Source organism: Streptomyces sp. CNX435, assembly GCF_059570575.1.
The window spans coordinates 1-24,543 of sequence record NZ_JCANTA010000033.1; the positions used below are offsets into that span (position 1 = coordinate 1).

At 73.5% G+C, this 24,543-nt stretch carries 27 protein-coding genes; 9 read left to right on the top strand and 18 right to left on the bottom strand.

From position 1 onward, the window contains the following. The first annotated feature begins 206 nt into the window (after positions 1-206). Positions 207-1,412, top strand: coding sequence for an IS110 family RNA-guided transposase (locus T328_RS33150; RefSeq protein WP_496494277.1), 1,206 nt, complete (start codon positions 207-209; stop codon positions 1,410-1,412). Positions 1,413-1,501: 89 nt separating this feature from the next. Here T328_RS33150 and T328_RS33155 read toward each other — a convergent pair whose 3' ends face one another. The 6 genes from T328_RS33155 to T328_RS33180 form a co-directional block, all read right to left on the bottom strand. Then, a complete protein-coding gene (locus T328_RS33155; protein ID WP_496499956.1) occupies positions 1,502-1,744 on the bottom strand; it encodes a DUF397 domain-containing protein in 243 nt (80 codons plus the stop codon). A gap of 12 nt (positions 1,745-1,756) precedes the next feature. Then, positions 1,757-1,978, bottom strand: a complete 222-nt coding sequence (locus T328_RS33160) for a DUF7848 domain-containing protein (protein WP_496500010.1) — start codon at positions 1,976-1,978, stop codon at positions 1,757-1,759. A 329-nt stretch (positions 1,979-2,307) separates the two neighbouring features. Continuing rightward, complete coding sequence (locus tag T328_RS33165) at positions 2,308-2,469, bottom strand: hypothetical protein (protein WP_496499957.1); 162 nt, start codon at positions 2,467-2,469, stop codon at positions 2,308-2,310. Positions 2,470-2,532: 63 nt separating this feature from the next. After that, complete coding sequence (locus T328_RS33170; RefSeq protein WP_496499958.1) at positions 2,533-3,381, bottom strand: helix-turn-helix domain-containing protein; 849 nt, start codon at positions 3,379-3,381, stop codon at positions 2,533-2,535. A 27-nt stretch (positions 3,382-3,408) separates the two neighbouring features. After that, positions 3,409-3,921, bottom strand: coding sequence for a DUF6879 family protein (locus tag T328_RS33175; protein WP_496499959.1), 513 nt, complete (start codon positions 3,919-3,921; stop codon positions 3,409-3,411). Continuing rightward, the gene (locus T328_RS33180) at positions 3,875-4,126 is read right to left on the bottom strand and encodes a hypothetical protein (protein WP_496499960.1); all 252 of its coding nucleotides are present in this window, start codon (positions 4,124-4,126) and stop codon (positions 3,875-3,877) included. Before T328_RS33180 ends, T328_RS33175 begins: the two co-directional genes overlap by 47 nt. Positions 4,127-4,648: 522 nt before the next feature. On the opposite strand from T328_RS33180, the gene T328_RS33185 reads away from it, so the two are divergent. The 3 genes from T328_RS33185 (at position 4,649) to T328_RS33195 (ending at position 7,165) form a co-directional block, all read left to right on the top strand. Continuing rightward, positions 4,649-5,194, top strand: a complete 546-nt coding sequence (locus T328_RS33185) for a SigE family RNA polymerase sigma factor (RefSeq protein WP_496499961.1) — start codon at positions 4,649-4,651, stop codon at positions 5,192-5,194. Next, positions 5,185-6,363: a TolB family protein gene (locus T328_RS33190; protein ID WP_496499962.1), complete on the top strand. Its 1,179-nt coding sequence runs from the start codon at positions 5,185-5,187 to the stop codon at positions 6,361-6,363. The genes T328_RS33185 and T328_RS33190 overlap by 10 nt, the downstream gene beginning before the upstream one ends. A gap of 112 nt (positions 6,364-6,475) precedes the next feature. Then, on the top strand, positions 6,476-7,165 hold the full coding sequence (locus tag T328_RS33195) for an ankyrin repeat domain-containing protein (RefSeq protein WP_496499963.1): 690 nt from the start codon (positions 6,476-6,478) through the stop codon (positions 7,163-7,165). Positions 7,166-7,188: 23 nt separating this feature from the next. On the opposite strand, the gene T328_RS33200 is transcribed toward T328_RS33195, so the two are convergent. Continuing rightward, complete coding sequence (locus T328_RS33200) at positions 7,189-7,599, bottom strand: DUF2000 family protein (RefSeq protein WP_496499964.1); 411 nt, start codon at positions 7,597-7,599, stop codon at positions 7,189-7,191. 67 nt (positions 7,600-7,666) lie between these two features. On the opposite strand from T328_RS33200, the gene T328_RS33205 reads away from it, so the two are divergent. After that, positions 7,667-8,515 carry an AraC family ligand binding domain-containing protein gene (locus T328_RS33205; protein WP_496499965.1) on the top strand — a complete coding sequence of 283 codons (849 nt, stop codon included), beginning with the start codon at positions 7,667-7,669 and terminating at the stop codon, positions 8,513-8,515. 19 nt (positions 8,516-8,534) lie between these two features. Here the strand turns inward: T328_RS33205 and T328_RS33210 are convergent, their stop codons facing one another. From T328_RS33210 to T328_RS33250, 9 genes are all read right to left on the bottom strand, one after another. Beyond that, positions 8,535-10,064 (bottom strand): UDP-N-acetylglucosamine 1-carboxyvinyltransferase, encoded by a 1,530-nt coding sequence (locus T328_RS33210; protein WP_496499966.1) that lies wholly within the window; start codon positions 10,062-10,064, stop codon positions 8,535-8,537. Between the two features lie 15 nt (positions 10,065-10,079). Next, positions 10,080-11,150, bottom strand: a complete 1,071-nt coding sequence (locus T328_RS33215; RefSeq protein WP_496499967.1) for an ECF transporter S component — start codon at positions 11,148-11,150, stop codon at positions 10,080-10,082. Continuing rightward, positions 11,147-13,132, bottom strand: coding sequence for an ABC transporter ATP-binding protein (locus T328_RS33220; RefSeq protein ID WP_496499968.1), 1,986 nt, complete (start codon positions 13,130-13,132; stop codon positions 11,147-11,149). The genes T328_RS33215 and T328_RS33220 overlap by 4 nt, the downstream gene beginning before the upstream one ends. Then, complete coding sequence (locus T328_RS33225; RefSeq protein WP_496500011.1) at positions 13,129-14,223, bottom strand: CbiQ family ECF transporter T component; 1,095 nt, start codon at positions 14,221-14,223, stop codon at positions 13,129-13,131. Before T328_RS33225 ends, T328_RS33220 begins: the two co-directional genes overlap by 4 nt. A gap of 425 nt (positions 14,224-14,648) precedes the next feature. Next, positions 14,649-15,491, bottom strand: coding sequence for an SCO2322 family protein (locus T328_RS33230; RefSeq protein ID WP_496499969.1), 843 nt, complete (start codon positions 15,489-15,491; stop codon positions 14,649-14,651). Then, positions 15,488-16,810 (bottom strand): SCO2321 family membrane protein, encoded by a 1,323-nt coding sequence (locus tag T328_RS33235; protein ID WP_496499970.1) that lies wholly within the window; start codon positions 16,808-16,810, stop codon positions 15,488-15,490. Before T328_RS33235 ends, T328_RS33230 begins: the two co-directional genes overlap by 4 nt. Positions 16,811-17,245: 435 nt before the next feature. Continuing rightward, positions 17,246-18,382 carry a prenyltransferase/squalene oxidase repeat-containing protein gene (locus T328_RS33240; protein ID WP_496499971.1) on the bottom strand — a complete coding sequence of 379 codons (1,137 nt, stop codon included), beginning with the start codon at positions 18,380-18,382 and terminating at the stop codon, positions 17,246-17,248. Then, the gene (locus T328_RS33245; RefSeq protein WP_496499972.1) at positions 18,379-19,104 is read right to left on the bottom strand and encodes a class I SAM-dependent methyltransferase; all 726 of its coding nucleotides are present in this window, start codon (positions 19,102-19,104) and stop codon (positions 18,379-18,381) included. The genes T328_RS33240 and T328_RS33245 overlap by 4 nt, the downstream gene beginning before the upstream one ends. A gap of 163 nt (positions 19,105-19,267) precedes the next feature. Further along, positions 19,268-20,602, bottom strand: coding sequence for a glycosyltransferase family 4 protein (locus T328_RS33250; protein WP_496499973.1), 1,335 nt, complete (start codon positions 20,600-20,602; stop codon positions 19,268-19,270). Between the two features lie 161 nt (positions 20,603-20,763). On the opposite strand from T328_RS33250, the gene T328_RS33255 reads away from it, so the two are divergent. From T328_RS33255 to T328_RS33270, 4 genes are all read left to right on the top strand, one after another. After that, a complete protein-coding gene (locus tag T328_RS33255; protein ID WP_496499974.1) occupies positions 20,764-21,435 on the top strand; it encodes a TetR family transcriptional regulator in 672 nt (223 codons plus the stop codon). 118 nt (positions 21,436-21,553) lie between these two features. Then, positions 21,554-21,766 (top strand): type II toxin-antitoxin system VapB family antitoxin, encoded by a 213-nt coding sequence (locus T328_RS33260; RefSeq protein WP_047015495.1) that lies wholly within the window; start codon positions 21,554-21,556, stop codon positions 21,764-21,766. After that, positions 21,763-22,182 (top strand): PIN domain nuclease, encoded by a 420-nt coding sequence (locus tag T328_RS33265; protein WP_496499975.1) that lies wholly within the window; start codon positions 21,763-21,765, stop codon positions 22,180-22,182. Before T328_RS33260 ends, T328_RS33265 begins: the two co-directional genes overlap by 4 nt. An 83-nt stretch (positions 22,183-22,265) precedes the next feature. Then, on the top strand, positions 22,266-22,400 hold the full coding sequence (locus T328_RS33270) for a hypothetical protein (RefSeq protein WP_496499976.1): 135 nt from the start codon (positions 22,266-22,268) through the stop codon (positions 22,398-22,400). A gap of 142 nt (positions 22,401-22,542) precedes the next feature. On the opposite strand, the gene T328_RS33275 is transcribed toward T328_RS33270, so the two are convergent. Together T328_RS33275 and T328_RS33280 are read right to left on the bottom strand one after the other, a co-directional pair. Further along, positions 22,543-23,466 (bottom strand): hypothetical protein, encoded by a 924-nt coding sequence (locus T328_RS33275; protein ID WP_496499977.1) that lies wholly within the window; start codon positions 23,464-23,466, stop codon positions 22,543-22,545. 175 nt (positions 23,467-23,641) lie between these two features. Continuing rightward, complete coding sequence (locus T328_RS33280) at positions 23,642-24,529, bottom strand: N-acetylmuramoyl-L-alanine amidase (RefSeq protein ID WP_496499978.1); 888 nt, start codon at positions 24,527-24,529, stop codon at positions 23,642-23,644. Between the last annotated feature and the right edge of the window lie 14 nt (positions 24,530-24,543).

Consider the following 24,543-nt stretch of genomic DNA (forward strand, 5'->3'; position numbering starts at 1 on the left):
TCCGTAAGTTATTGGGTGGCCCGGGAGGGCCGGATGTGGCTTATGTGTCCTTGCCTTCAGTGGCTTCCTGGGAGTGGCCGTCCGGCTCTCCGGGGCGCCCTGGCTGCTGATTGAGATGTGCGCGCCTTGTGCGGTCGCTGTTTACGGAGATGACGGCGGGGTGTTCCTCGGGCCGACGGCATGCTGTGCGAAACGAGGAGGGGCGAGTGCCTCAGCGGCGGGCCCGGGTCTGGGCCGGGATTGATGCGGGCAAGGGGCATCACTGGGCGACGGTGGTCGACGAGACCGGCGCGACCCTGTGGTCGAAGAAGATCGACAACGACGAGTCGGCGATCCTGACCGCGCTCGGCGAGATCCTGGAGCTGGCGGACGAGGTCCGCTGGGCGGTGGACATCTCCGGCACGTCCTCCGCGCTGCTGCTGGCCCTGCTCGCGGCCCATGGCCAGCAAGTCGTCTACGTGCCCGGCCGCACGGTCAACCGCATGTCCGGGGCCTACCGGGGCGAGGCCAAGACCGACGCCCGGGACGCCTACGTCATCGCCGAGACCGCCCGCCACCGCCGGGACTTCGCTGTCATCGACGTGCCCGCCCAGCTCGCCGCCGACCTCGCGCTGCTGACCGCGCACCGCTCGGACCTGGTGGCCGACCGGGTGCGGATGATCAACCGGCTCCGGGACGTGCTGACCGGCATTTTCCCCGCCCTGGAGCGGGCCTTCGACTACTCGGCACACAAGGGCGCGCTGGTGCTGCTGACCGGCTACCAGACCCCGGCGGCGATCCGCCGCCGCGGCCGGGCCAGGCTGACCGCCTGGCTGGCCAACCGGAGCGTCCGCAGCGCTGACACCGTCGCGGTCACCGCACTGGAGGCCGCCCAGGCCCAGCAGACCGCACTGCCCGGAGAGGACGTCGCCGCGCAGATCGTCGCCGACCTGGCGACGCAGATCCTGGCCCTGGACGACCGGCTCAAGCGGATCGACCGGCAGATCCGCGAGACATTCCGCAGCCATCCCCAGGCGGAGATCATCGAGTCGCTGCCCGGCATGGGCCCCATCCTCGGCGCCGAGTTCGTCGTCGCCGCCGGCGACCTGGCCGCTTACCAGGACGCCGGCCATCTGGCCTCGGCAGCCGGACTGGTGCCCGTACCGCGCGACTCCGGCCGCCGCACCGGCAACCTTCACCGGCCCAAGCGCTACAGCCGCCGCCTGCGCAGAGTGTTCTACATGTCCGCGCAGACCAGCATCATCCGCGACGGGCCGAACAGGGACTTCTACCTCAAGAAGCGCGCCGAGGGCTGCAAGCACGTCCAGGCCGTCATCGCCCTGGCCCGCCGACGAGCTGGTGTCCTGTGGGCCCTCCTGCGCGACGGACGACTCTTCACCCCCGCCCCGCCCGTCACGCAGCAAGCGGCTTGACTTCGTCATTGAGACTCCTAGGGGAGTGGGGCCGCCCCACCAACGCAGGGCGGCCCGTCATCGTTCTGAATGCGTGAGGGGATGTTCGGCTACAGCGTGAGACCCCGCTTCTTGGCCCAGCCGAGAGCGAAGGTGTCCATCTCGTCGGCGGTGAAGCGCAGTTCGCGGCCGGCGCCCTCGGGCTTGGAGTCGCGGATGGCGAACGCTTCGGTCGTGCCGGGGAGCTCGGCCACGTCGACGCACGACTCGTGCTCGCTCTGGAGGTTGCCGCCACAGAACCGCGTGAATTCGGCCCCGTCGGTCGGAAGGCTGTAGAGACCCTGCTTGTCCATGCGATGCTCCTCCTACGCAGGTGCGCTGTGCGGAAATCCGGTCTCCGCGCCGTGGTGTACTTGCTCGTCCGCTTCGGTCGACTTCTTCCTTGCCGTGGATCGGTCGATCGGGGCGGGAGTCTCATGAGGCCGGACCCTGGCGTGATCGGTGTAGACCCGGCGGAAAAGGTCGTGCGCAGGGTGACTGGCTCGGTGGCTCAGGGCCCAGTCCTGGGCCTCGTTGGCGTTGTCCAGAGGACCGGAACCGGCTCAGCAGCCGTACGTTGCGCACGTGATCTCGGCGATCAGACCGTTCTCGGGAGCGTGCGTGTTGCTGTACTCGACGAACCGGTACACGGCGCGCGGGCTCATGCCGACGCCCGCCGGTTCAGCTCGGCGATGCGAGGAGACAAGCTGTCTGACGCAGTGGCGGGCGCAGGTCCTCCGGAAGCGTCGTCCACTCGACGCCGCCCCTGACGAGGCGCAGGTACGCCTGGCTGCCCTCGTAGGCCATGAGGCGGCCGATACGGTCGGCCCTCTCGTCGTAGACGATCTCGCCGATCTGTAAGGCGATCGCCCGGGTGTCATTCCTCCACCCCCGCTCTCGCCGGGTACGACTTCGCGTGCCTGCGCTGGAACACGTGCACGTCGCTCTGACGGCTCCAGTCGCGGCGCGCGACCGCTGCCCGCTCTTCGTCTGTGAGACGCCGGCACTCGTTGCAGACGTCCGTTGCCTTGTCCGCCATGCGAATCAAGGTAGGAGCGGGGTGCTCAGGGGCTCCAGGAGTGTGCCAGAACTTGCCAGGAGGTCACCCGAGCGCGTCGATCGCATCCGTAACCAGTTGGCGGGCCTCGGCTCCGTACACGGCGAGTTCGGCAAGTTGAGCGAACGTCTTCGAGTAGAGCTCGATCTCGTGGGTCTGGGTGACGGCCAAGTGGGCAGAGACAAGCTCGACGTTGACCTCGTCGGTGTCGTAGAGGAAGAAGCCCTCGACGGGCCAGATGTCCGAGCGATCAGCAGTGAGCGGGATGATTCCGAGAGACACGGAGGGCAGCGCGGCTGAGGCGAGGAGGTGTCCGAGCTGGCCGGCCATGACCTCCGCTCCACCGATGCGGTAGCGCAGAGCGGCCTCCTCCAGCAGGATCGCAAAGCTGTGGTGCCCTTCGTGCACGACGTGCTGCTTGGACATACGGACGCGGACAGCCTCCGCCACGTCGTCGATGAGTCCGCGCCGGTTACGGATCGAAGTGAGCAGCGCGTTCACGTACGGTGCAGTCTGAACGGGTCCAGGGATCAGCCACGATGAGTAAATCCGGAAGCGTCGGGTGCGTTCCCACAGGGGGACCACGGATTCCTGTGCCTTGCGGAGGCCGGAGCGCTCCATGCGACGCCACTCGACGTACATACCGTCGATGCCCCGAACCGTGGTGATGAGCTCGTCGGCAAGGTGCGGCACGCCGCAGTGATCTGCCCATGCGCGAAGGTCTGCTTCTGACGGGCTGCGCGCGCCGCTCTCGAATCGGGAGCACTTGGATTCGTGCCAGCCCGCACGCTCAGCCAGCGCTCGCGCGGTCAGTCCGGAGTCTTTCCGGATCTCACGCAGGCGCTGGCCGAGGGCCTTGCGGGCCTCCTGAACGCTGGAGGAGGGGGAAGGCATTGCGGTGAGGTGCTCTTCTCTGGCGTATCAGGCTGGCTGGTACTCGGCGTGCGCGATGCCGCGTTCCCAGACTGCCTCGAAGGCGTCCGCACAGAGCTTGATCTCTTGAGAGTCTTCGCTCACGGTGGAGGCGAGCATCTCGCCCTCGCCGTCGAAGTGGTTCACCAGGAGCAGCGACCTGTCGAACAGCCAGAAGTCGTTGGCGGGCAGGGCGATGACTGCGGCGTTCCTTCGGGGCAGCCAGCGGACGTCCTCGCCGGCGGCGATGTTCAAGCCGTCGGTGACCTCGTGCTCGAAGCGGATGTACGTGCTGACTGGCTCGGAAACGATGCGGGCGCGTCGGACCGTCACGCCGCGTCCAACGGCTTCGGAGACGAGCGCGTGCCAGTCTGACCAGCGCTTTGCGGGATCGAGCGGGATACCCTCCTCCCAGTCGACATACGCCGGGTCCGACTTCATGTAGGCGTCCCGCATCTCCAGGTGCACCGCAGTCTCACGGCTGCTCTGGAACAGCTCCTCGAACGTCGGAACCCTTGTCACTCTGTACCTCCAAGAAGAACTGGACCAGGCGGCGCGGAATCTCGATGACGTCCTCGTGGCCGGGGATGTCCATCTGCTCGCGGCGTTCCCCGTCCTCCACTTTCCATCCCTGGACGAGGTAGGTGTCCTTCTCGTCGTCCATATAGATCGTGGGAGAACCGCCGCTCGGACTGTCGGGGTCCTTGCCCAGCTTGCGCAGCGTCACGATGTCCACCTCCGGTGTAGGCGTCGCTCCGTATGCCAGAGCTTGCCCGCCAACACCCGTGCGGTGGAAGAAGTTTGCCGGAACTTGCCAGCAACGCCCAGAACCCGTCTTGGCCCCATTTCTGCGAGTGGCCTACCGTGAAGCGCTGTGGCGTGCCGCTACGCCGGGGCGTCGCCGTATCCGCAGGGGCCTTGTCCGGCTGAGGTGCTGTCCACCGGCCGGTGGCCTGGGCCTGTTCGATCTCGGCTTGGCCTCCCGCCCCGGACACGGTCATCAGCGCCGATCGGTAGACCCCCACGGGTGGGGAACGTGCATCTTGGGCACGGGTGCGGGAAGTGTCCGCCGGAAGGGATCCTCGCGAGTGGAGAACGTGCCTCGACGAGGTGGTCGCCACCAAGGTCCGGGCGGAAGGACCGTCCGGCTCGAACTTTTTTGACGGACCCGGCATAGCTGAGCGGCCCTGCTCACGTCCAAGGAGGTGACAGACGACCACGAGCCGAAGACAACCGAACACGGGGAACCATGACTGATGAGGAAGAGCGCCGCTTCCGCGAGTTCGTCGCGGCGCGCTCGCCCGCGCTGATGCGCACGGCGACCCTCTTGACCGGCGGCGACATCCATGCCGCCGAGGACCTGCTGCAGACCGCGCTGGCGAAGGCGGCGGCGCGCTGGGGCAGGTTGGAGAGTCCCGAGGCGTATCTGCGGCAGGTGCTCTACCGGCAGCAGGTGAGCCTGTGGCGGCTGCTGCGCACGCGCCGCGAGACCACGGTCGCCGAACTCCCCGATGCCGCGCGCGAGGACCCTGCCGATGCCGCCGAGCTGAGGATCCAGGTGCGCCGGGCGCTGGCCCAGCTGACGGCACACCAGCGCGCCATGCTGGTGCTGCGCTACTTCGAGGATTCCCCCGAAAGGGAGGTGGCCGAGCTGCTCGGCTGCTCGGTGGGCACGGTCCGCAGCACGACGCACCGGGCACTGGCCAAACTGCGCAAGCTGGTGCCGGAGCTGGACCCCGGCGCCGCCTCCCGCGGCCCCGAATTCGGCAACTCACCCTCGGGAGCATGGAAATGAATGCTGACCGGCTGTTGGAGGACACCCTGCGCGAATGGGCCGAGGAGACGCCGCACCCGCCCAGCCCGGACCTGGCGGGCCGGGCTTTGCTGCGGCGCCGTCGGCGCCGGGTGACCGCGGTGACGGTGACGACGGCCGCCGCCTTCGCGCTGCTGGCGGGCGGAGTGGCGGTGCCGGTGCTGGCGGAGATCGACCAGGCGGGCCGCTCCGAGCCGGGGGGAATGATCAACAACGACGTGTCCGCGTACCCGCGCGAGTCCCCGCCGCGCCATCTGGTCGCCGCCGGGGACGTCGCGGTGTCCGCGTACCGGGCGGACCTGCGCACCGAGGAGCAGGACGGGGTCGAGCGGACGGCTTACACCTGGTATTTGTACGACCCCGGGACGCGGCAGTACGAGAAGACGCGTTGGGGCTGGCTGGACGTCGCCCCCGGGATGCGGCGGGCGGCCGTGTTGGAGAAGACACTGCCCGCGTCCCGGGTCGGGATCCTCGATCTGGACACCGGGAAGGTGACGAAGTGGATCCCGCTGCAGCACGAGGCGGGCGGGGTGCAGTGGTCGCCGGACGGGAAGCGGCTGGTGGTGACCGCGTACCGCGGATACCCGGATGTCGAGACCAGCGACCGCGATCGGTATACGTCCCATGCGAGGACCGGCTATTACCTGGTTGACGTCGACTCGGGTCAGGAGGAATACCGTCCGATGGGCGTCGACAACGGGGCCGTCGGGGTCGGCCGCAGGGACGTGCGGTGGAGCCGTGACGGTACGTTGCTGATGGTTCTGGGAGCGCCGGGCGGCGATATCGAGACCTGGTACGACCTGGAAGGGCGGGCGCAAGAGAAGGCCCCCCCGTACGAGGGCCTGGACCAGTCGCCCGCCGGCCCGTCACCGGACGGCCGCTACTACACGGTCGGCGACGGCTGGACGGCGACCGTGAAGGACGCACGGACCCACCGGACGGTCCCCGGGTCGACCGGGAGCATGACGCTCGCGTGGGCCGACATCGGGCACCTGGTGCGCTGGGACTGCGCGTCGGACCGGGTCTGCACGCAGGGCACGGGCGAGCGGCTGGTCCTGACCGACCCTGCGGGGCGTAACAAGGTCCCGCTCACTGGCTACCGGTACGACGACGGTCCTCGGGAGTGGGAGCCGCTGATCACCCGACGCTGACCCGGCACCGCGCCCGGCCGCCCCGCGCGGACGGGCGCCGTGCCGGGGAGCGGTCCCGGGGCGGGCGGGCGACACTGTGGTCCGCTTCCGACCGTGGAGAAGTGGAGGGAATGTGCTGGGTCTGCTGATCGCACTCGTGGCGTGTGTCATCCTCGCCTGCTCCCGGCTTCGCCGGCGCCGGCGCCGGAAGACGTTCCTCGGGGCCGTACTGCGCGGCGATCCCGCGGAGGTGCGCGCCCTGGCGGGCAAGGGCTACAGCCTCGGCATCTCCGACGATCGGGGGGACACGGCGCTGCACTACGCCTACTACGCGGGCGACGACGAACTCGTGGAGACGCTGCTCGCCCTCGGCGCGGGCGAGGGGATGTTCAACAATGACAGGCTGCTGCCGCGGCAGCTCGCCACGGTGGCCGAGACGGAGTTACGGATCGAGGAGCTGGTCGACCTCTACGGCCGGGACGACGACGACGCGCGGAGCCGGGCCGGGAAGCTGGCCCCCGAGCTGCGCCGGTACCACCCCGCCCCCGTCTTCCCCGTGGCGTTGATCAACGTGCTCGACCGGACGGTGGACGGGGGGCCGCTGCGGGCGCTTCTGGTGACCGCCATCCGGCTCGGCCGCGAGGACTCCCTGCCCGTGCTGGAGACGGCGCTGGGGCGCAGAGGGGACCAGGGCATCGCCGAGGAGTACCTCAACTGCGGTTCGCAGCGGCTCAGGTACGCGGCCGAGCAGTGGGCCGTAAGCCGCGGCTTCGCCATCACGAGCCGCGACCACGGCTCCCGGTCGGGCTGGGGAGAGCTGTGAGGCGTCGGCCTTAGGTCCAGGCCCTAGGTGTGCAGGCTCAGGCCCTTGACCGTACGGTCCACCGCGTTCCGCGGGCCGTAGAGCGCGAGGCCCGCGAGGCTGAGGTCGGCGGCGGCGACGTCGCGGACGGCGGCGCGGTTGTCGTCGTCGTTGCCGGTGGCGAACAACTCGTCTGTGTAGACGGCGGTGGCCAGGCCGCGGGACAGGGCCCGGATGTGGGTACGGGTCAGGCCGGCGGCGTCGGCGGCGAAGACGAGGACGGGCTCGCGGAACATCGGCAGGTACGTGTTGCCGGAGGCGTCCTCGTACGGCTTGCCCATGATGTCGTCGGCGGCGTGGGCGACGCCGCTGCACAGGAAGGCGGTGACGTTCAGCCGCTGCCAGGCGGCCAGGTCGTGCCGTACGACCACGGCGATCTTGGTCTCGAAGCGCATGCCGCCAGCGTGCCCCGACCCGGCCGTCCCGGTCTTGAACGCTCGTGCGGCACGGCCGTGCGGCACCATGGACAGCGTGAGCGACTGGGTCTCGTACTGGCGGGACGCGCAGCGGCCGGTGGAGGCGATGCGCGCCCACTTCGAGGAGCACGTCTTCCACCGCCACAGCCACGACGCCTACTCCTTCGGCCTCACCGAGACCGGCGCCCAGCGCTTCGTCTGCCGCGGCGGCTCGCACACCTCCGCCGCCGGCCTCGTCATGGCCTTCAACCCGGACGACCCGCACGACGGAGAGGCGGCGACCGAGCTGGGCTTCACGTACCGGATGGTGCACATCGGCCCCGACGTCGTACGGGACGTCCTCGCGGACGCCGGCAGGCCGGAGGGCGCCGCCGCCGCCCTCCCCCTCTTCGCCGAGCCCGTGCACCGCGACCCGCCGCTGTGGCGCGCCCTGCTGCGGCTGCACGCCGCGCTCACGGACGGGGCCGGCCCGCTGGTGCGCGACGAGCGGCTGACCGCCGCGGTGACGGCCATGGTCCACCGCGCGTCGACGGCCCCGCCGCGGGAGCGCGCGCTGCGCCCCGGCGGCCCGCAGGCCGGTGCCGCGCGGCGGGCGCGGGCGGTGCTGGCGGAGCGGTTCGCCGAGGAGGTCCCGGCGGCGGAGCTGGCGGCGGCGGCCGGCTGCAGCCGGTACGCGCTGTACCGGGCGTTCCGGGCGGAGTACGGGATGTCGCCCAGCGACCTGCAGCGCCTCCTCCGGCTCCGCGACGCCCGGCGCCGGCTGACGGCGGGGGCGAGCGGGGCCGAGGCCGCCGCGGCGGCGGGGTTCGCGGACCAGAGCCATCTGCACCGGTGGTTCGTACGGAGCTACGGCATCACCCCCGGCGCGTTCGCCCGCGCCGGCCGGCGCCGGTGAACGCGGCAAACAGGGCTGATCAGATGTCTCGGAACGTCTCGATGCGGGCGCCCACCGAGTTGAGCCGGTCCGCCAGCGACTCGTACCCCCGGTTGATGACGTAGACGTTGCGCAGCACCGACGTGCCCTCCGCCGCCATCATCCCCAGCAGCACCACCACCGCCGGCCGCAGCGCCGGCGGGCACATCATCTCCGTCTCGCGCCACCGCGTGGGGCCCTCGACCAGCACCCGGTGCGGGTCGAGCAGCTTGACCCCGGCGCCCAGGCGGGTCAGCTCGGTGAGGTAGATGGCGCGGTTGTCGTAGACCCAGTCGTGGATGAGGGTCGAGCCCTGCGCCGAGGCGGCGATGGCCGCGAAGAACGGCACGTTGTCGATGTTGACGCCCGGGAACGGCATCGGGTGGATCTTGTCGATCGGCGCCTGCAGCTTCGACGGCCGTACGGTCAGGTCGACCAGCCGGGTACGGCCGTTGTCGGCGGTGTACTCCGGGGTGCGGTCGAGATCGAGGCCCATCTCCTCCAGCACCGACAGCTCGATCTCCAGGAACTCCACCGGCGCCCGCCGCACCGTCAGCTCCGACGACGTGACGACCGCCGCCGCCAGCAGGCTCATGGCCTCCACCGGGTCCTCGGAGGGGGAGAAGTCGACGTCCCGGTCGATCTCCGGCACGCCGTGCACGCGCAGCGTGGTGGTGCCGACGCCGTCCACGCGTACGCCCAGGTGCTCCAGGAAGAAACAGAGGTCCTGCACCATGTAGTTGGAGCTGGCGTTGCGGATCAGGGTCACGCCGTCGTGCCGGGCGGCGGCCAGCAGCGCGTTCTCGGTCACGGTGTCGCCGCGCTCGGTCAGCACGATGGCCCGGTCGGGGGCGGTGCCCGGGACGACCTCGCAGTGGTAGACGCCCTCGGTCGCCGTCACGTCCAGGCCGAAGCGGCGCAGCGCGGTCATGTGCGGCTGCACGGTTCTGGTGCCGAGGTCGCAGCCGCCCGCGTACGGGAGCTTGAAGTGCTCCGCGCGGTGCAGCAGCGGGCCGAGGAACATGATCACGCTGCGGGTGCGGCGCGCCGCCTCGTGGTCCACGGAGTCGAGGTCCAGCTCGGCCGGCGGTACGACCTCCAGGTCGGCGTCGTCGTTGATCCAGCGCGTACGCACCCCGACGCTGTTCAGTACCTCCAGGATCCGGAAGACCTCCTCGATCCGCGCCACCCGGCGCAGCACCGTGCGCCCGGAGTTCAGCAGGGTGGCGCAGAGCAGCGCGACGCAGGCGTTCTTGCTGGTCTTCACGTCGATCGCGCCGGACAGGTGACGGCCCCCGCGGACCCGCAGATGCATCGGGCCCGCGGTGCCCAGGGCGACGATCTCGCTGTCCAGCGCCTCGCCGATGCGCGCGATCATCTCCAGGCTGATGATCTGGTGGCCGCGCTCGATGCGGTTGACGGCGTTCCCACCGGTGCCCAGTGCTCCGGCCAGCTGACTCTGCGACCATCCCCGGTGCTGCCGGGCGTCACGGATGAGTCTGCCGATGCGCACGAGGTAGTCGTCTGCCATGACTTGGAAGCTATCTCACCTATGAGATGCACGCCCATTCAGGCGGTTCACGTCCTCGAACGTCACTGATGTACCGAATGCCGCCTTTCGGGTGGCGCGGCGCAGCGCGGCGAGCACCGCCCGGCCGAGGGTGAGCGTGCACACCGCCGTCACCACCGCGCGCGGCAGGTCCCAACCCAGCGATGTGGCGAGGCAGTACGCGACGAAACGGGCGAGGTTCTCCGGCAGCGGATCGCCCGCGACGAACGACACGCCCGTAGACATACCGCTCAGATACGGCCACCCCTGGAGGTTCATGACCGTCCCGTAAAGGACAGAGGAGATTGCTCCATACGAGGCAAGCAGCCACAACTCCCGCCGCCCCCGCAGCCGCTCCGCGCCCGGCAGCAGCCCGGCGCCCATGGCGACCCAGCCCATCGCGAGCATCTGGAACGGCATCCAGGGCCCGACCCCGCCCGTGAGCAGGGCGGAGGCGAACATCGTCACCGCCCCGAGCACGAACCCGAAGCCGGGCCCCAGCACCCGGCCGGAGAGCACCATGAGGAAGAACATCGGCTCGATCCCGGCCGTCCCGGTGCCGAGGGGCCGCAGGGCGGCGCCCACGGCGGCGAGTACGCCGAGCATCGCGACGGCCTTCGCGTCGAGGCCGGAGTCGGCGATGGTCGCGCCGACGACGGCGACGAGGAGGGGGAGGAGGGCGGCGAAGAGCCAGGGGGCGTCGCCGGAGTGGGCGAGGTCGGAGTCGGGTCCGGCGAGCAGCGGCCAGCCGAAGGCGGCGACGCCGACGGCGGAGACCAGGAGCAGGGCGGCGGCGGAGACGGGGCCGAGGCGGACGGCACGGAGGGCCTGCGGCCGGCGGAGCGGGACGGGGGCGGCGGGGGGGGCGCCGCTCGTGCGGCGGGGGGTGGGGCGTGCGGGGTCGTCGGGCGGGCGGTTCACGTCCGGCTTGCGGGAGTTGTCTGCGTCGGTGGTGGCCGGCGTGGCGGCGCGATCGCCGTCCGGGTTCGCGGCGTCGGCGCTCCGGTACGCGCCGCCGGGCGCGCCGCCGTCGCCCGCGGGCGTGCCGCCGCGCTCTTCGGCGGTCATGCCGCCGCCAGGGCGCTACGGACCTGGGCGACGGTCAGCCATGTCGTACCCGCCGCCGGCCCTCCCGCCGGGCCGCCGCCGCCCGCCGGGCTCAGGATCTTCGCCACCTGCGGCGCGAACGACGGCGACGCGACGACGACCTCGGCGGTCGGCCCGTCGGCGACCACCTCGCCGTCCGCCAGGATCACCACCCGGTGCGCCAGTTCGGCGGCCAGCTCCACGTCGTGCGTCGCCAGCACGATGGCGTGCCCCGCCGCGGCCAGTTCGCGGAGCACGCCGACGAGCCGGGCCTTCGCGGCGTAGTCGAGACCGCGGGTCGGCTCGTCGAGCAGCAGCAGCCGGGGGCGGGCGGTGAGGATCACGGCGAGGGCGAGGGCGAGCCGCTGGCCCTCGGACAGGTCGCGGGGGTGGGCGTCGTCCGGTACGCCGGGCAGCAGCTCGGCGACCAGGTCCCGGCAGGTGCCGGCCGCTGCCCGGGCGTCGGCGTCCGCGGCGGCGCACTCCGCGGCGACGGTGTCCGCGTACAGCAGATCCCGCGGATCCTGCGGTACGAGCCCGGCGTGCCGCAGGAGTTCGGCGGGCCGGGTGCGGTGCGGGGCGAGGTCCCCGAGCCGTACGGAGCCGGCCGCCGGCCGGTGCATGCCGACGAAGGCGGCCAGCAGCGTGGACTTGCCGGCGCCGTTGCGCCCCATGACGGCGACGGTCTCGCCGGCGGCGACGGACAGGGACACCCCGCGTAGCACGTCGGCACGCCCGCGGCGCACGGTGAGCCGGTCGGCGGTGGCGGCGGGGCCGGCGGCGCGGCCGGTGCGGGGGGCGAGGGGGGCCCTGGCCGGTGCGGGGGTGCCGGCAGTGGCCTGCTCCGCGGGGCGGGCGGGGGCCGGTGCGGGGTCTGGGTCCGCGGTCGGTGTGCGGGCGGCGGCTTGTCCGTCGGAACGTGCCGGCGGGGGCGGAGGGCCGGCGGGGGCGGGCGCGTCGGTGGGGCGGGTACGGGACTGCGCCCCGGCGCCGCCGGGCGCTGCGGCGGGTCGCGGCCCGGGGTCCCCGGGGTTCCCGGCGCTCCTGGAGTCGCCGGGCGTGGCGGCGGGGCGCGTGCGGGGCCGGGTTCCCGGCCCGCCCCGGCCGCCTTCCGGTGCCGGCGGCACCCCCGGGGCCGGCGGCGTCACGTCCGCCAGCCGCTCCCGCAGCGGCGCCGCGCGGCGCCGCGCGTCCCGTACCGTCAGCGGCAGCGGTGACCAGCCCGCCAGCCGGCCGAGCGCGACCACCGGCGGACGTACGGGCGAGACCGCCATCATCTCCGCCGGCGCCCCCGCCGCCGGCGCCGCGCCCGGGGACGGCAGGACGATGACCTGGTCCGCGTACTGCACCACCCGCTCCAGCCGGTGCTCCGCCAGCAGCACGGTCGTGCCCAGGTCGTGCACCAGCCGCTGCAGCACCGCCAGCACCTCCTCGGCCGCCGCCGGATCGAGGGCCGACGTCGGCTCGTCCAGGACCAGCACCCGCGGGTGCGGCGTCAGCACCGAGCCGATCGCCACCCGCTGCTGCTGGCCGCCGGAGAGCGAGGCGATCGGCCGGTCGCGCAGCTCGGTCAGGCCGAGCAGGTCGAGGGTCTCCTCCACCCGCCGCCGCATCGTGTCGCGCGGCAGGCCGAGCGACTCCATGCCGTAGGCGAGTTCGTCCTCGACGGTGTCCGTGACGAAGTGGGCCAGCGGGTCCTGTCCCACCGTGCCGACGACGTCGGCCAGTTCGCGCGGCGGGTGCGTGCGGGTGTCGCGGCCGTCGACGGTGACCCGGCCGCGCAGGGTGCCGCCGGTGAAGTGGGGTACGAGCCCGCAGACGGCGTTCAGCAGTGTCGACTTGCCGACTCCCGAAGGCCCGACGAGCAGCGCGAGTTCGCCCTCGGGCACGGTGAGGTCCACGCCCCGGATCGCGGGCTCCGCGGCGCCGTCGTAGACGACGGACACGTCCTCGAAACGGATCACTGGGCGGTCTCCTTGCGGGTTCGGTCCCCGGCGGGGCCGGGGAGTCGCGGCGGTACGGGCGCGACGAGCGCGGGCAGCAGGCCGAGCAGGCAGCATGCGGCCGGCCACAGCGGCAACTCGGGCGCGGTCAGCGGTACGACGGTGGGGTGCAGGACCTCGGGGGCGTAGGAGTTGGCGTAGATCATCAGGCCGCCGACGGCGGCGCCGGAGGCGGCGACCAGCCACGCGCGCGGCCCGAAGCGGTCGGGCCGGTAGCGGCTGCGCACCGCGCGGCGCCCGCCGAGCCACAGCCCGCCGGCCGCGGCGGCGGCGCCGAGCGCCAGCACGGGCAGGCCGTAGCCGGCGCCGGAGGAGGCCAGCAGCCCGTACGTGCCGGCGCAGACGCCGAGGAGCCCGCCGAGGGTGAGCGCGGCGGTGGTGAGCCGGACGGCGCGGGGGAGGCTGGCCGTACGGCCGTAGCCCCGGGCGTCCATGGCGGCGGCCAGCGCCACCGACCGCTCCAGCGCGCCCTCCAGCACCGGCAGGCCGACCTGCAGCAGGGCGCGCGGCCCGCGGTCGTCGCGACCGCGCAGCCGGCGGGCGCGGCGCAGCCTGGCGACGTCGGCGACGAAGTGCGGGGCGAAGGTCATCGCGACGACGACGGCGACGCCGAGTTCGTACAGCGCGGCGGGAAGGGACTTCAGCAGGCGGGCGGGGTTGGCGAGGGCGTTGGCGGCGCCGACGCAGATGAGGAGGGCGGCGAGCTTCATGCCGTCGTAGAGCGCGAACGTCAGCTGCTCGGCGGTGACCCGGCCGCCGAGGCGGACGCCCTGCGCCCACTCGGGGAGGGGGACCTCGGGGAGCGTGAAGAGCGCGTGGGTGCCCGGGATGGGCGAGCCGAGGAAGGTCGCGAAGAGGAGGCGGATGGCGATGACGAGGAGGCCGAGCTTGAGGAAGAGGGCGTACGAGCGGGCCCAGGGCGCGTCGGTGCGGCGGGCGGCGACGACGTAGCCGGCGACGGCGACGAGGAGGGCGAGGAGGAGGGGGTTGGTGGTGCGGGACGCGGCGGTGGCGAGCCCGAGGGCCCAGAGCCACCAGGCGCCGGCGTGCAGGGCGTTGGCCCGGTCGGCGAGGGGCGGGCGGAGGGGGTGGAGGGCGCGGCGGAGGTGGGTGGTGCGGGGCGGGGCCTTGTCCGCGGGGCGAGGGGGTGCGGCTGCGGAGCCGCCGAGGGCGTGGGGCGGGTGGTCGGTGGCGGTGGGGGCGTCCGCCGGGCTGGCACGGGGCCGGGGGCTCCCGGCGGCGCGGGCGGCGGGCTCCGCGGGGGCGGCGGGCGCCGCCGGGCTGCCCGGGCCGCCGGTGCCGTCTGCGCCGCCCGTGCCGCGGGGCGGCTCCGCGGCACGGTGCGCGGTGCCCTCCGCCGGGCGGGGCTGCGGCGCCGGGCGTGCCGGGTGGGCGCCGCGCCGGTCCTCCGCGGTGGCCGGGGTGTCCCACGACCGGGTGGTGCGCGGGGAGTCGGGGCGGTCGGCGGCGTGGGGTGTCATGTCCGGCGGCGGCGCAGCTGCCAGACGGTGAGCCCGGCGAGGACGGCGACCATGGCGACGCCGCCGGCGAGGCCCGTGGACGGGCCGGAGCCGCCGTCGTCGTCGCTCGCTCCGCCGGCTTCGTCGGCGGCGACGGAGTCGGTGCCCTCGGCGCCCGGCTCCCGGGCCGCGTCGTCGCCGTCATCGCCGTCCCCGCCTCCGCCGCCGGACGCCGGCTCGGCGCAGCCGCTGCGCGGGTAGCCGTCGATGGCGCAGAGCAGGCCGCCCGCGTCGTAGCGCAGTGGCTCCGCGACGGCGGCGAGGGCGTCGCCGAGGGTTGCGTCCTCGGGGACGGAGGCGCACTCGGTACGAGCGGAGGGCGGGGTCTGGCCGTCCGGGGCGTGCGCCGCGGTGCCGAAGTCGATGACGAGGGCGACGCGCTTGTCGCCGTCGGCGGGCCGGGTGTCGCCGCAGACGGCGTCGAAGCCGGCGGCCCCGCGGGGGCGGGGCCCGCCGCCGGACTCCTCGCTGACGGCGAACCGCACGCCGTGCACGTCCCCGTTCGCGGGCCGCGCGATCCCGGGGCCCTTCGTGGCGTAGACCCACGAGTCCCCGTCCCGTTCCCAGAACGACCAGTACCGGTACCCGTCCGCCGCCGGCCCGGCCTGCACCGGCCCGGCCACCCCGAGCACCAGCAGGGCACCCCCGACCCCGGCCACGAGGTGGCGCCGAAGGCGCCGCCACCGCGGGGCGGTGTGGCGGGGGGCGGCGGCCCGCGCCGCCTCCGGCGTCGCGCGCGGAGCGACGCGGGTCGTCGGCCGCTCCGTCCGCCGCCGGCGGTGTCGCGTCCCGCCCCTCATTCGCTCCTCTTTCTCCGGGCGCTCGCCAGCAGCCCGATCCCCGCACCCGCCGCCAGGCCCACGCCCAGCAGCGCCCACACCGCCGCGCCCGGGCCGTCGTCGTCCGACGACTCCTCGTCCGCCGGCATGGCGCCCGTCGCGTGCTTCTCCACGGTCGGCCGCGGGCCCGTGGCGTTGAGGCGGGCGACCAGGTCCGTGTCGCCATCGAAGGCGCGCGGGTCGGCGTCGACCGCGTCGGCGGCGAGGATCAGGGTGGCCAGGGCCGCCGGGTTGTCCTTCGTCCAGGGCAGGGTGCTCTTGTCGCGCTCCAGCCAGCCGTACGGCTCGCGCGCCGCGCTGCGGTGGCCGCCCGCGGCCAGCGCGATGGCCGCGACGGCGGTGGCGTTGTGGTCGGGGCCCTCGCCCGTCATCGCCGGGAGGTGTTCGCCGCCGGCCGCGAGCTTCTGTGCCAGGTACGCCGTGCCCGCCTCCGACGCCGCCGCCGGGGACGGGTCCTTGGCGCAGGCGCCCGCCTCGACCGGCTTGTCCTTGTCGCCCGCCGCGTTCAGCTCTCGCAGACCGAGCCCGAGGCCGTTGCCCGTGCCGGCGAGGACGGCGGCGGCGGTGGCGTAGTCGTTGGGGAACAGCGCGCCGTCCTTCTCCGGCTGGTACGCGTACGCCCCCTGCTCGGCCTTCTTCGCGTCGCAGCCGAGCTGCAGCGCGGCCAGCGCGTCGTACGGGCTGCCGCCGCCCGCCGTCGTCTGCTCCGGCCGCTCGCCGACCGCGGCGAGGGCGCCGACGACGACGGCGGTGGAGTTGGCGTCCGTGGGGCCGCCGGGGTTGAAGCCCCAGCCGCCGTCGTCGTTCTGGATCTTCTTCAGCCAGGCCACGCCCTTGTCGACGGCCTTGCGCTCCCCGCCCGCCGCGCTCAGCGCCTGCACCGCGGCGGCCGTGGCGTTGGTGTCCTCGGTGGCCGCGTCGCAGGGCTTGGCGACGTCGGGGCGGTACGCCGCGAAGCCGCCGTCCGCGCACTGCTGGCCGGTGAGGAACGCGACCGCCGCGGGCGCCGGGACGAGTTGCTGGGCGCGCTGGGCGAGGATGGCCAGCGACTGCCGCCAGACGCCGTCGAACTCGGGGTCCGCGGTGCCGTACAGCCCTTCGGGGAGCTTCTTCTGCGCGGGCGCGGTCTGCGGTACGGCCTGCGGTACGGCCTGCGGCGCGGTCTGCGCGGCGGCCGAGGCCGCCGTCGCCGAGCCGGCGAGGGTCAGGGGCAGCAGCACGGCGGCGGCGAGCGCCGCGCGCGTGCCGCGGGCGGCGGCGGTCCGGCCTATCGGAGGCATGGCGGAGGCGGGGCCTTTCGTGACGGCGGCCGGCACAACCGGCCGCGGCCACCCGCCCGCGCCTGGGGCGCGCCGGGGTGCCGGGCTCAGCTCCGCATACCGCGACGGACGGGGCCGGGCCGGCGTCGGTGCCGGGCGTGGCCCATGAGCCTGCCGCGCTCCGCGGGTGCTCCGGCTCGTACGGCCACGGGGGCCGCACTCACGGTTGCGGGTCAGCGCCGGATTCGCACCGGCTTCTCCTGCGGGGCGCGGTTGAAGTTGTCGCCGCTCACCTTACCGCCCTGTACCACCTTCGGGTCAGCGCCGGTCTTGGCCAGGCGGCGCCTGACGAGGCTGGTTGCACACGGATCCGCGGTGCGCGCCGGCGCCCCGGTACGTACGCACCCGCGCCCCGCGCCCGTACGCACCCGCGCCCCCGGCCCGTACCATCGCCGCTCAGCAGCAGCCCGGGTCCAGCCCCGCCGGCAGCCCCGCGCCGCCGAAGACCGCCGTCGTCGCCTCGTCGCCGCCGACCGCCGCGATGGCGAGCAGCAGCGACCCCGCCGTCCACGACGTCAGCTCGCGGGGCCAGATCGCGTCGTCCTCGAAGACGTACCCCGTCCAGTACATGCCGTCGTCGGCGCGCAGGTGCTTGAGCCAGCGCAGCAGCTCCAGCGCCCGTTCGCCGTCGCCCGCCGCCCACAGCGCGAGCGCCAGCTCCGCGCTCTCGCCGCCGGTCACCCACGGCCGGTCGCTGACGCAGCGCACGCCGAGCCCCGGGACGACGAAGCGCTCCCACTCGCGCTCGATGCGCTCCACTGCCGCCGCGCCCGTGACCGCGCCGCCGAGCACGGGGTAGTACCAGTCCATCGAGAAGCGGTCCTTGTCGAGGAACCGCTCCGGGTGCCGGCGGATCGCGTGCGCGAGCCGGCCGAGGGCCAGCTCCCAGGCGGGCTGCGGCTCACCCAGCCGTTCGGCGGCGGCCAGCGCGCAGCGCAGCGCGTGGTGGACGGACGAGGAGCCGGTCAGCAGCGCGTCGGTGAGGACCGCCCCGTCCGCCGCGCCCGCCTCCGCCCTCGCCGCCGCGCCCGCCTCCGCCCCGTCCGCCGCCGCGCCCGCCGCGGGCGCCTCCCGCTTCCAGCCGACCTCCCCGCCCGGCTGCTGCAGCCGCAGCACGAACTCCATCGCCCCCTGCACCACCGGCCACATCCGGCGCAGGAACGCCTCGTCGCCGGTGGCCAGATAGTGGTGCCAGACACCGACCGCCGGGTACGCGCAGAAGTTCGTCTCCCGGCCCCGGTCGGTCGGCCGGGCCGCGTCCCCGTCCGCGTACGCCGCGTACCAGGAGCCGTCCGCGAGCTGGTGCCGGCGCAGCCACTCGTACGCCGCCTCGGCCCGCCCGTGTTCGCCCGCGGCGTCCAGCGCCATGGCGGCCTCGGTGTGGTCCCACGGGTCGAGGTGGTGCCCGCGGAACCACGGGATCGCGCCGTCCTCCCGCTGCACCGCGGCGATCCCGGCGACGGTCCGCCCCACCTCGGCGGCGGAGAGCACGCCGGGCAGGACCAGGTGTTCCGTCCGCTCGGCGCCGGTCACCGGCCGCCCTCGTGCGGTTTGGTCGCGTAGACGACGACGCTCTTGCCCATGACCGGGTCGAGCAGCCGCTCGGCGAGCCTGGTCGCCAGCGGCTTCTTCATGATGTCCCAGACCAGCAGCTTGTGGTACGCGCGCACGGCCGGCGACCTGTCGTTGTCCACGCCGACCGCACACTTGATCCACCAGTACGGCGAGTGCAGCGCGTGCGCGTGGTGGAGGCCGTACGGCTTGAGCCCGGACTCGCGGATCCTGCCGACCAGTTCGTCCGCCTTGTAGATGCGGATGTGGCCGCCCTCGACCTCGTGGTACGCATCCGAGAGCGCCCAGCAGACCTTCTCCGGACCGTAGCGCGGGACCGTGACCGCGATCCGGCCGCCGGGGCGCAGCACGCGCACCGTCTCGGCGAGCACGCCCTTGTCGTCGTGGATGTGCTCCATCACCTCGGAGACGATCACGACGTCGAAGCTGTCGTCGGGGAAGGGCAGCGCCAGCGCGTCGCCCTCGACGGCGGAGGCGGAGGCGCCCGCCGGCGCCTCGCCCGCTTCCTTCATCGCCGCGAACCAGCGGGCGACTTCGCGGATCTCGTCGCCGTTGCGGTCGAGTGCGACGACGCGGGCCCCGCGCCGGTAGCACTCGAAGGCGTGCCGCCCGGCGCCGCAGCCCAGGTCGAGCACCCGGTCGCCGGGCGCGAGCGGGAAGCGGGTGAAGTCGACGGTCAGCAAGGCTCCTCCGGAGGGGTGGGCGAGGGGCGGCGGCCGGGCGGGGCGTCGTTGCCACGGGCCGGGGGAGTGGAGGGTGTGGCGGGGTCTGCCGGCTGCGCGGTGGGGCGAGTGGTGTGGTGGTGGCCCACCGGCGTGCCGTCGCGTCGGCCGGTCGGCCGACGGGTCATCGGCGGTCACCGCCTGCGGCGCGTGTCCGCGGTGTCGCCGGCCGGTTGCCCGCAGAGGGGCCCTGGGCCCCGGCGGCGTGTGCGGCTATCGCCTCCCGGTAGCGCTCCGCGGTCAGCTTCGCCGCCTGCGCCCAGGTGAAGCGGGCCAGCACGCGCTCGCGCCCCGCCGCGCCGAGGCGGTCGCGCAGCGGGGCGTCGGACAGCAGCCGGGTGAGCGCGGCGGCCAGCGCGCCCGCGTCGCCCGGCGGCACCGCCAGGCACGTCTCGCCGTCGGGCCCGGCGACCTCCGGGATCGCGCCGCCGGTGGTGGCGACCAGGGGCGTGCCCGTCGCCATCGCCTCGGCGGCGGGCAGCGAGAAGCCCTCGTACAGCGAAGGCACGCACGCGACCTGCGCGCTGCGCAGCAGGCCGACCAGCTCCTCGTCGCTGACGCCGGTGACGAACCTGATCGCCTCGCCCAGCCCGAAGCGCTCGACGGCCTGCGCGACCGGCCCGTCCTCCGCCCGCTTGCCGACCACCACCACGTGCGCGTCCGGCTGTTCCGTACGGATCTTCGCCAGCGCCTCGACGAGGTGGACCAGCCCCTTCAGCGGCACGTCCGCGCTCGCCGTGGTGACGATCCGGCCGGGCACCCGCGGCACGGCGGGGTCGGGGCCGAACAGCCGGGTGTCCGCGCCGATCGGCACCACGTGGACGCGCTCCGGCGGGACGCCGAGCCGGTCGGTGATCTGGGCCCGCGACGAGCCGGAGACGGTCAGCACGCTCGGCAGCCGGCGGGCGACGCGGCGCTGCATGCGCGTGAACCCGTACCAGCGGCGTACGGAGTAGCGCCGCCGCTGGTCGGGTGCGGCGGCCAGCTCCAGTTCGCGGTCGACGGTGACCGGGTGGTGCACGGTGGTCACGAGCGGGGCGCCGAGGGCACGGGCGCCGCCGAGGAGGCCGTAGCCGAGCGTCTGGTTGTCGTGGACGACGTCGAAGTCGCCGCGCCGGGCGGCCAGGTGGCGGCGGGCGCGGAGGCTGAAGGTGAGCGGCTCGGGGAAGCCGCCGGTCCACATGGTGCCGACCTCTATCAGGTCGATCCAGTCGCGGTACTCGCCGCGCGCGGGGGTGCGGAAGGGGTCGGGCTGCCGGTAGAGGTCGAGGCTGGGCAGCTCCGTCAGGGTGACGCCGGCGTCGAGTACGGGGTAGGGCTGGGCGCCGATCACCTCGACCCGGTGGCCGAGGCGGGCCAGCTCGCGCGAGAGGTGGCGGACGTAGACGCCCTGTCCGCCGCAGAAGGGGTTGCCCTTGTAACTGAGCAGGGCGATGCGCAGTGGCACCTCGGCGGTCACGTACGGCCCCCTTCTCACTGCAGTTTCGCCGGAGCGTAACCGCTCGCGCTAATCTAGAACAAGTTTCAGGCAGGCGTGCGGCGGCTTCGAATCTACCGGTTGGTAGCGGGACCTGCCCGCCGGCACTGCCGTCGGGGGAAGCACGGCACAGATCGGGACACATGACGACAACATCGAGGGCCGACGTCCCGGGCGTCCCGGGCGGGTCCGGCCGGTCCGGTCCCGGCCCGGCCCAGTCGCGGCTCACCGAGCGGCAGGAGGCGCGCCGCCGCAGCATCCTGCGGGCGACAGCGGAGCTGGCCGGCCGCGGCGGCTACGACGCCGTGCAGATGCGCGAGGTCGCGGAGCAGGCGGGCGTCGCGCTCGGCACGCTCTACCGGTACTTCCCCTCCAAGATCCACCTGCTCGTCGCCACCCTGCAGGACCAGCTGCGGCAGCTGCACGAGAGGCTGCGCAAGCGCCCGCCGACGGCCGCGGACCCGGGCGCCCGGGTAGCGCAGACGCTGATGCGCGCCTTCCGCGCGCTGCAGCGCGAACCGCAGCTCGCGGACGCCATGGTGCGCGCGCTGAGCTTCGCCGACCGGTCGGTGAGCTCGGAGGTCGACGTCACCTCCCGGCTGACCACGGCGATCATCCTGGACGCGATGGGCGCCGGGAGCCGGCCGACGCCGGAGCAGCTGTCGGTGGTGCGGGTGATCGAGCACACGTGGCACTCGGCGCTGATCACCTGGCTGTCGGGGCGCGCGTCGATCGCGCAGGTGCGGGTCGACATCGAGACGGTCTGCCGGCTGGTCGACGTGGCGCCGGAACGGATGCCGGGGCCGGCTGGGTGACCTACGGCCTGAGTGGCGGCCCGGGCGCCTTTGGCGACCGCCCCGTCAGCACACCCCGCCTGCTCTGCATATGTGAGATAGTTACCGTGGATATACTGACTATCGCTGGAGGCGGGCAATGTCCAAGCTGCTTGTAGAGGTCGATGACGCCATACTCGCCGAGGCTGGCGAGCTTCTCGGCACGAAGACCAAGAAGGACACCGTGAATGCGGCGCTGCTGGAGATCACCCAGCGCCGAAGCCGACTGCGCGCCCTCGACCGGCTGGTCGAGATGGGCGAGGACGGTGCCTACGACATCGAGCTGCTCCTTGACAAGAAGAACTACCGGTGACCGTCACCCACCTGATCGACACCTCAGCAGCGGTACGCATCCTGACCGACTCCGGCGTACGGCAACGATGGCGTGATCACATCGCTCAGGGCGTCATCGCCATGTGTGACATCACCCAGCTTGAGCTGCTGTATTCTGCGCGCTCCCTTGTCGACCGACTCCACATGCAGGAGCAGATCCGCACCCTGTTCAACTGGGCCCCGACGCCGGATGCCACCTTCGACCGTGCGCACGCTGTCCAGCTCAGGCTCACGGAGAAGGGCACGCATCGCAGCGCCGGCGCCGTGGATCTGACCCTGGCCGCCATCGCCGAGCTATCCGGTCTGACCCTGCTGCACTACGACCGTGACTTCGAGGCCGTCGCGGATGCGACTGACCTGAAGGCTGCATGGGTCGCCGCCCCCGGGAGTCTCTGACCGACGGCGCACGAGCGTGGACCGATGAGATCCGAGCGAGTGGCCACCCCCACATTCATCGCCGGGCGCACGCGAAGGCGGCGGTGGCGCTGCGCGGGCCGCTGGCGGACGTGCTGCTGGTGTTCTACCGGCGGTTGCCGCGGGACAGCGACCGGGCGGAGGTGCTGGGGGAGGTCGGGCTGCTGGACGGCTGGCTGGCGGCGACGGCCAGGAGGTGAGGGGACGGGCGGGAAGGACGGCTGCAGGGCTGGAGGGGGAGGACGCGACGGCGGGGACGGACCGCCGGGGGGACATGCGACGGCCCCCGCCCGGGACTTCGGGCGAGGGCCGTCGGGGGACGTGCGGGTCAGCCGCGGCCTGTCAGGCGCCGCGCTGGATGCCCGTGGTGTCCTGCAGCACGCCGCGGCGGCCGTCCTGGGTCTGGGCGACGAGCGCCGCACCGCGCTGGTCCACCGCCAGGTACCAGATGCCCGGGGTCAGTTCGGCGATCTGGGCCGACGAGCCGTCCTCCGCGAACAGCGGCCGGGCCGCCGGCACCGCGAACCAGAACGGCGCGAAGTTCCCGCCGCCGGCAGGCGGCGGCGCGGCCTGCGCCTGCTGCGGCCGGCCGGCCGCCTGCGGGGCAGTCGGGCCGGGCTGCGGGGCACCCCCGCCGGGGCCGCCGAACGGCTGCTGCTGGCCGCCGAACGGGGCGCCGCCCTGCGGGCCGCCGGGCTGCGGGGCGCCGGGGCCGGGCTGGCCACCGCCGGGGTAGCCGTAACCGGGCTGCGGCTGGCCGCCGCCGTACGGGGCGGCGGGCTGCGGGGCGGACGGGCTGGACAGCAGGTTCGCCTTGAGCGCCGGGACGGTGTGGCTGAGGACCGCCGCCACGCTCATCGCGAGGTTCGCGATGAGCGCCAGGATCAGGCCGATGCCCATGCCGAAGACGTCCTGCCCCGCGGCGTCGTTGGCCAGGTTGCGCGCGCCGCCGAAGAGCATGAACAGCGAGCTGAGGAGTGCGGCGGCTGACAGCGCGGTGCCCCACTGGTCGAACCGGAGACCGCCGAACTCGCGGTCGCCGGTCTTCGTCCGGCCGACGAAGATGAGCGCGGCGGCGATGATGCCGGTCAGGAAGACGGCGGGCAGCAGGGGAAACTGGTCGGAGTCCCAGCCGCTGGGCACGTCCCCGCAGTCGGCCCCGCCGGGGCAGTCCACCGAGATGCTGCCGAGGAACGAGGCGATAATCAGCAGCAGCGCTGCTCCGATCACTACGCCGTCGCCCCGAGTGAGTGAGCGGATGTTCACGAAATGTCCTTTACGTTATGGTCGTTGTCGCTGTTGCCGGTGCAGATCCTTACGCTGCTGAGCGCGAAATGCCGCCCCATCGTACGGGTCGGTGGATCAGCCACATCGGGCCCCCTGGCCACGAGTCCCCCTTGTTCCCCCGGTGCGCTTTTCCCGGTCTGTCGGTGGCTTGCGCCTACCCTGCCAGGAAAGCCCCGATGCCGTTCGTGATTCCGTGCGCCGCCCGCTGCCGCCATGCGGCGTCCGTCAGCAGGTCGGCGTCCTTAGCGTCCCGCATGTTGCCGCATTCGATGAAGACTTTCGGCACAGTTGAGAGGTTCAGCCCACCCAGATCCGTGCGCACCGTGAAGCCTGTGTCGTTGCCCACATAGTTGGAGGGCTTGCTTCCGGTTCTCTTCGCGAAGTGCGTCTTCAACTCCTCGCCCAACTCCCGCGACGGCTTCACGATGGCGGTGGTGTCCGCCCTGCCCTCGCTCACCCGCCCCGGCAGGATCACGTGGAACCCACGGGCGCCCGGCCCGTTGCCGTCGGCGTGGATGGAGACGACCGCGTCGGCCCCGGCCCGGTTGCCGGCCTCCGCGCGCTCGTCGATGCACGGCCCGAAGGCGGGGGTGCCGTCGTGCGTCAGCCGTACCTCCGCGCCCTGGGCGCGCAGCAGGGTGCGGGCGCGCCGGGCGACGTCGAGGGTGAAGTCGGCCTCGGCGTAGCCGCCGTTGGTGGCCGTGCCGGTGGTGTCGCACTCCTTGCGCGCGGTGCCGATGTCGACCTTGCGGTTGATCTCGGCGGCGTGGTCGCGGTTGTTCGGGTTGTGCCCGGGGTCCAGCACGATCACCTTTCCGGCCAGCGGCTTCTCGCCCACCTCCGGATCCTTCGCCTGCGTGGGATCCCCGGCGGGGCGGCTCGGGGAGGAGGACGCCGACGGGGCCCGGCTGGGTTCCCGCGCGCTGTCCCCGGAGTTGTCGCCGTCCGTCGCCTGCCACACCAGCACGCCGGTGAAGGCCAGCGGTGCCACGGGGGCGAGCAGGAGAAAGGCGCGGAGAGGTCGCCGGTTCTGGCTGGACATCCGTGCGACCGTAG

What these genes read in the sequence shown, in the direction of transcription:
- T328_RS33155 (WP_496499956.1), bottom strand. Translation starts at nt 1,744, where the DNA reads ATGGACAAGCAGGGTCTCTACAGCCTTCCGACCGACGGGGCCGAATTC.
- T328_RS33165 (WP_496499957.1), bottom strand. Translation starts at nt 2,469, where the DNA reads ATGGCGGACAAGGCAACGGACGTCTGCAACGAGTGCCGGCGTCTCACA.
- T328_RS33170 (WP_496499958.1), bottom strand. Translation starts at nt 3,381, where the DNA reads ATGCCTTCCCCCTCCTCCAGCGTTCAGGAGGCCCGCAAGGCCCTCGGC.
- T328_RS33185 (WP_496499961.1), top strand. Translation starts at nt 4,649, where the DNA reads ATGACTGATGAGGAAGAGCGCCGCTTCCGCGAGTTCGTCGCGGCGCGC.
- T328_RS33190 (WP_496499962.1), top strand. Translation starts at nt 5,185, where the DNA reads ATGGAAATGAATGCTGACCGGCTGTTGGAGGACACCCTGCGCGAATGG.
- T328_RS33200 (WP_496499964.1), bottom strand. Translation starts at nt 7,599, where the DNA reads ATGCGCTTCGAGACCAAGATCGCCGTGGTCGTACGGCACGACCTGGCC.
- T328_RS33205 (WP_496499965.1), top strand. Translation starts at nt 7,667, where the DNA reads ATGGACAGCGTGAGCGACTGGGTCTCGTACTGGCGGGACGCGCAGCGG.
- T328_RS33210 (WP_496499966.1), bottom strand. Translation starts at nt 10,064, where the DNA reads ATGGCAGACGACTACCTCGTGCGCATCGGCAGACTCATCCGTGACGCC.
- T328_RS33215 (WP_496499967.1), bottom strand. Translation starts at nt 11,150, where the DNA reads ATGACCGCCGAAGAGCGCGGCGGCACGCCCGCGGGCGACGGCGGCGCG.
- T328_RS33230 (WP_496499969.1), bottom strand. Translation starts at nt 15,491, where the DNA reads ATGAGGGGCGGGACGCGACACCGCCGGCGGCGGACGGAGCGGCCGACG.
- T328_RS33235 (WP_496499970.1), bottom strand. Translation starts at nt 16,810, where the DNA reads ATGCCTCCGATAGGCCGGACCGCCGCCGCCCGCGGCACGCGCGCGGCG.
- T328_RS33255 (WP_496499974.1), top strand. Translation starts at nt 20,764, where the DNA reads ATGACGACAACATCGAGGGCCGACGTCCCGGGCGTCCCGGGCGGGTCC.
- T328_RS33260 (WP_047015495.1), top strand. Translation starts at nt 21,554, where the DNA reads ATGTCCAAGCTGCTTGTAGAGGTCGATGACGCCATACTCGCCGAGGCT.
- T328_RS33280 (WP_496499978.1), bottom strand. Translation starts at nt 24,529, where the DNA reads ATGTCCAGCCAGAACCGGCGACCTCTCCGCGCCTTTCTCCTGCTCGCC.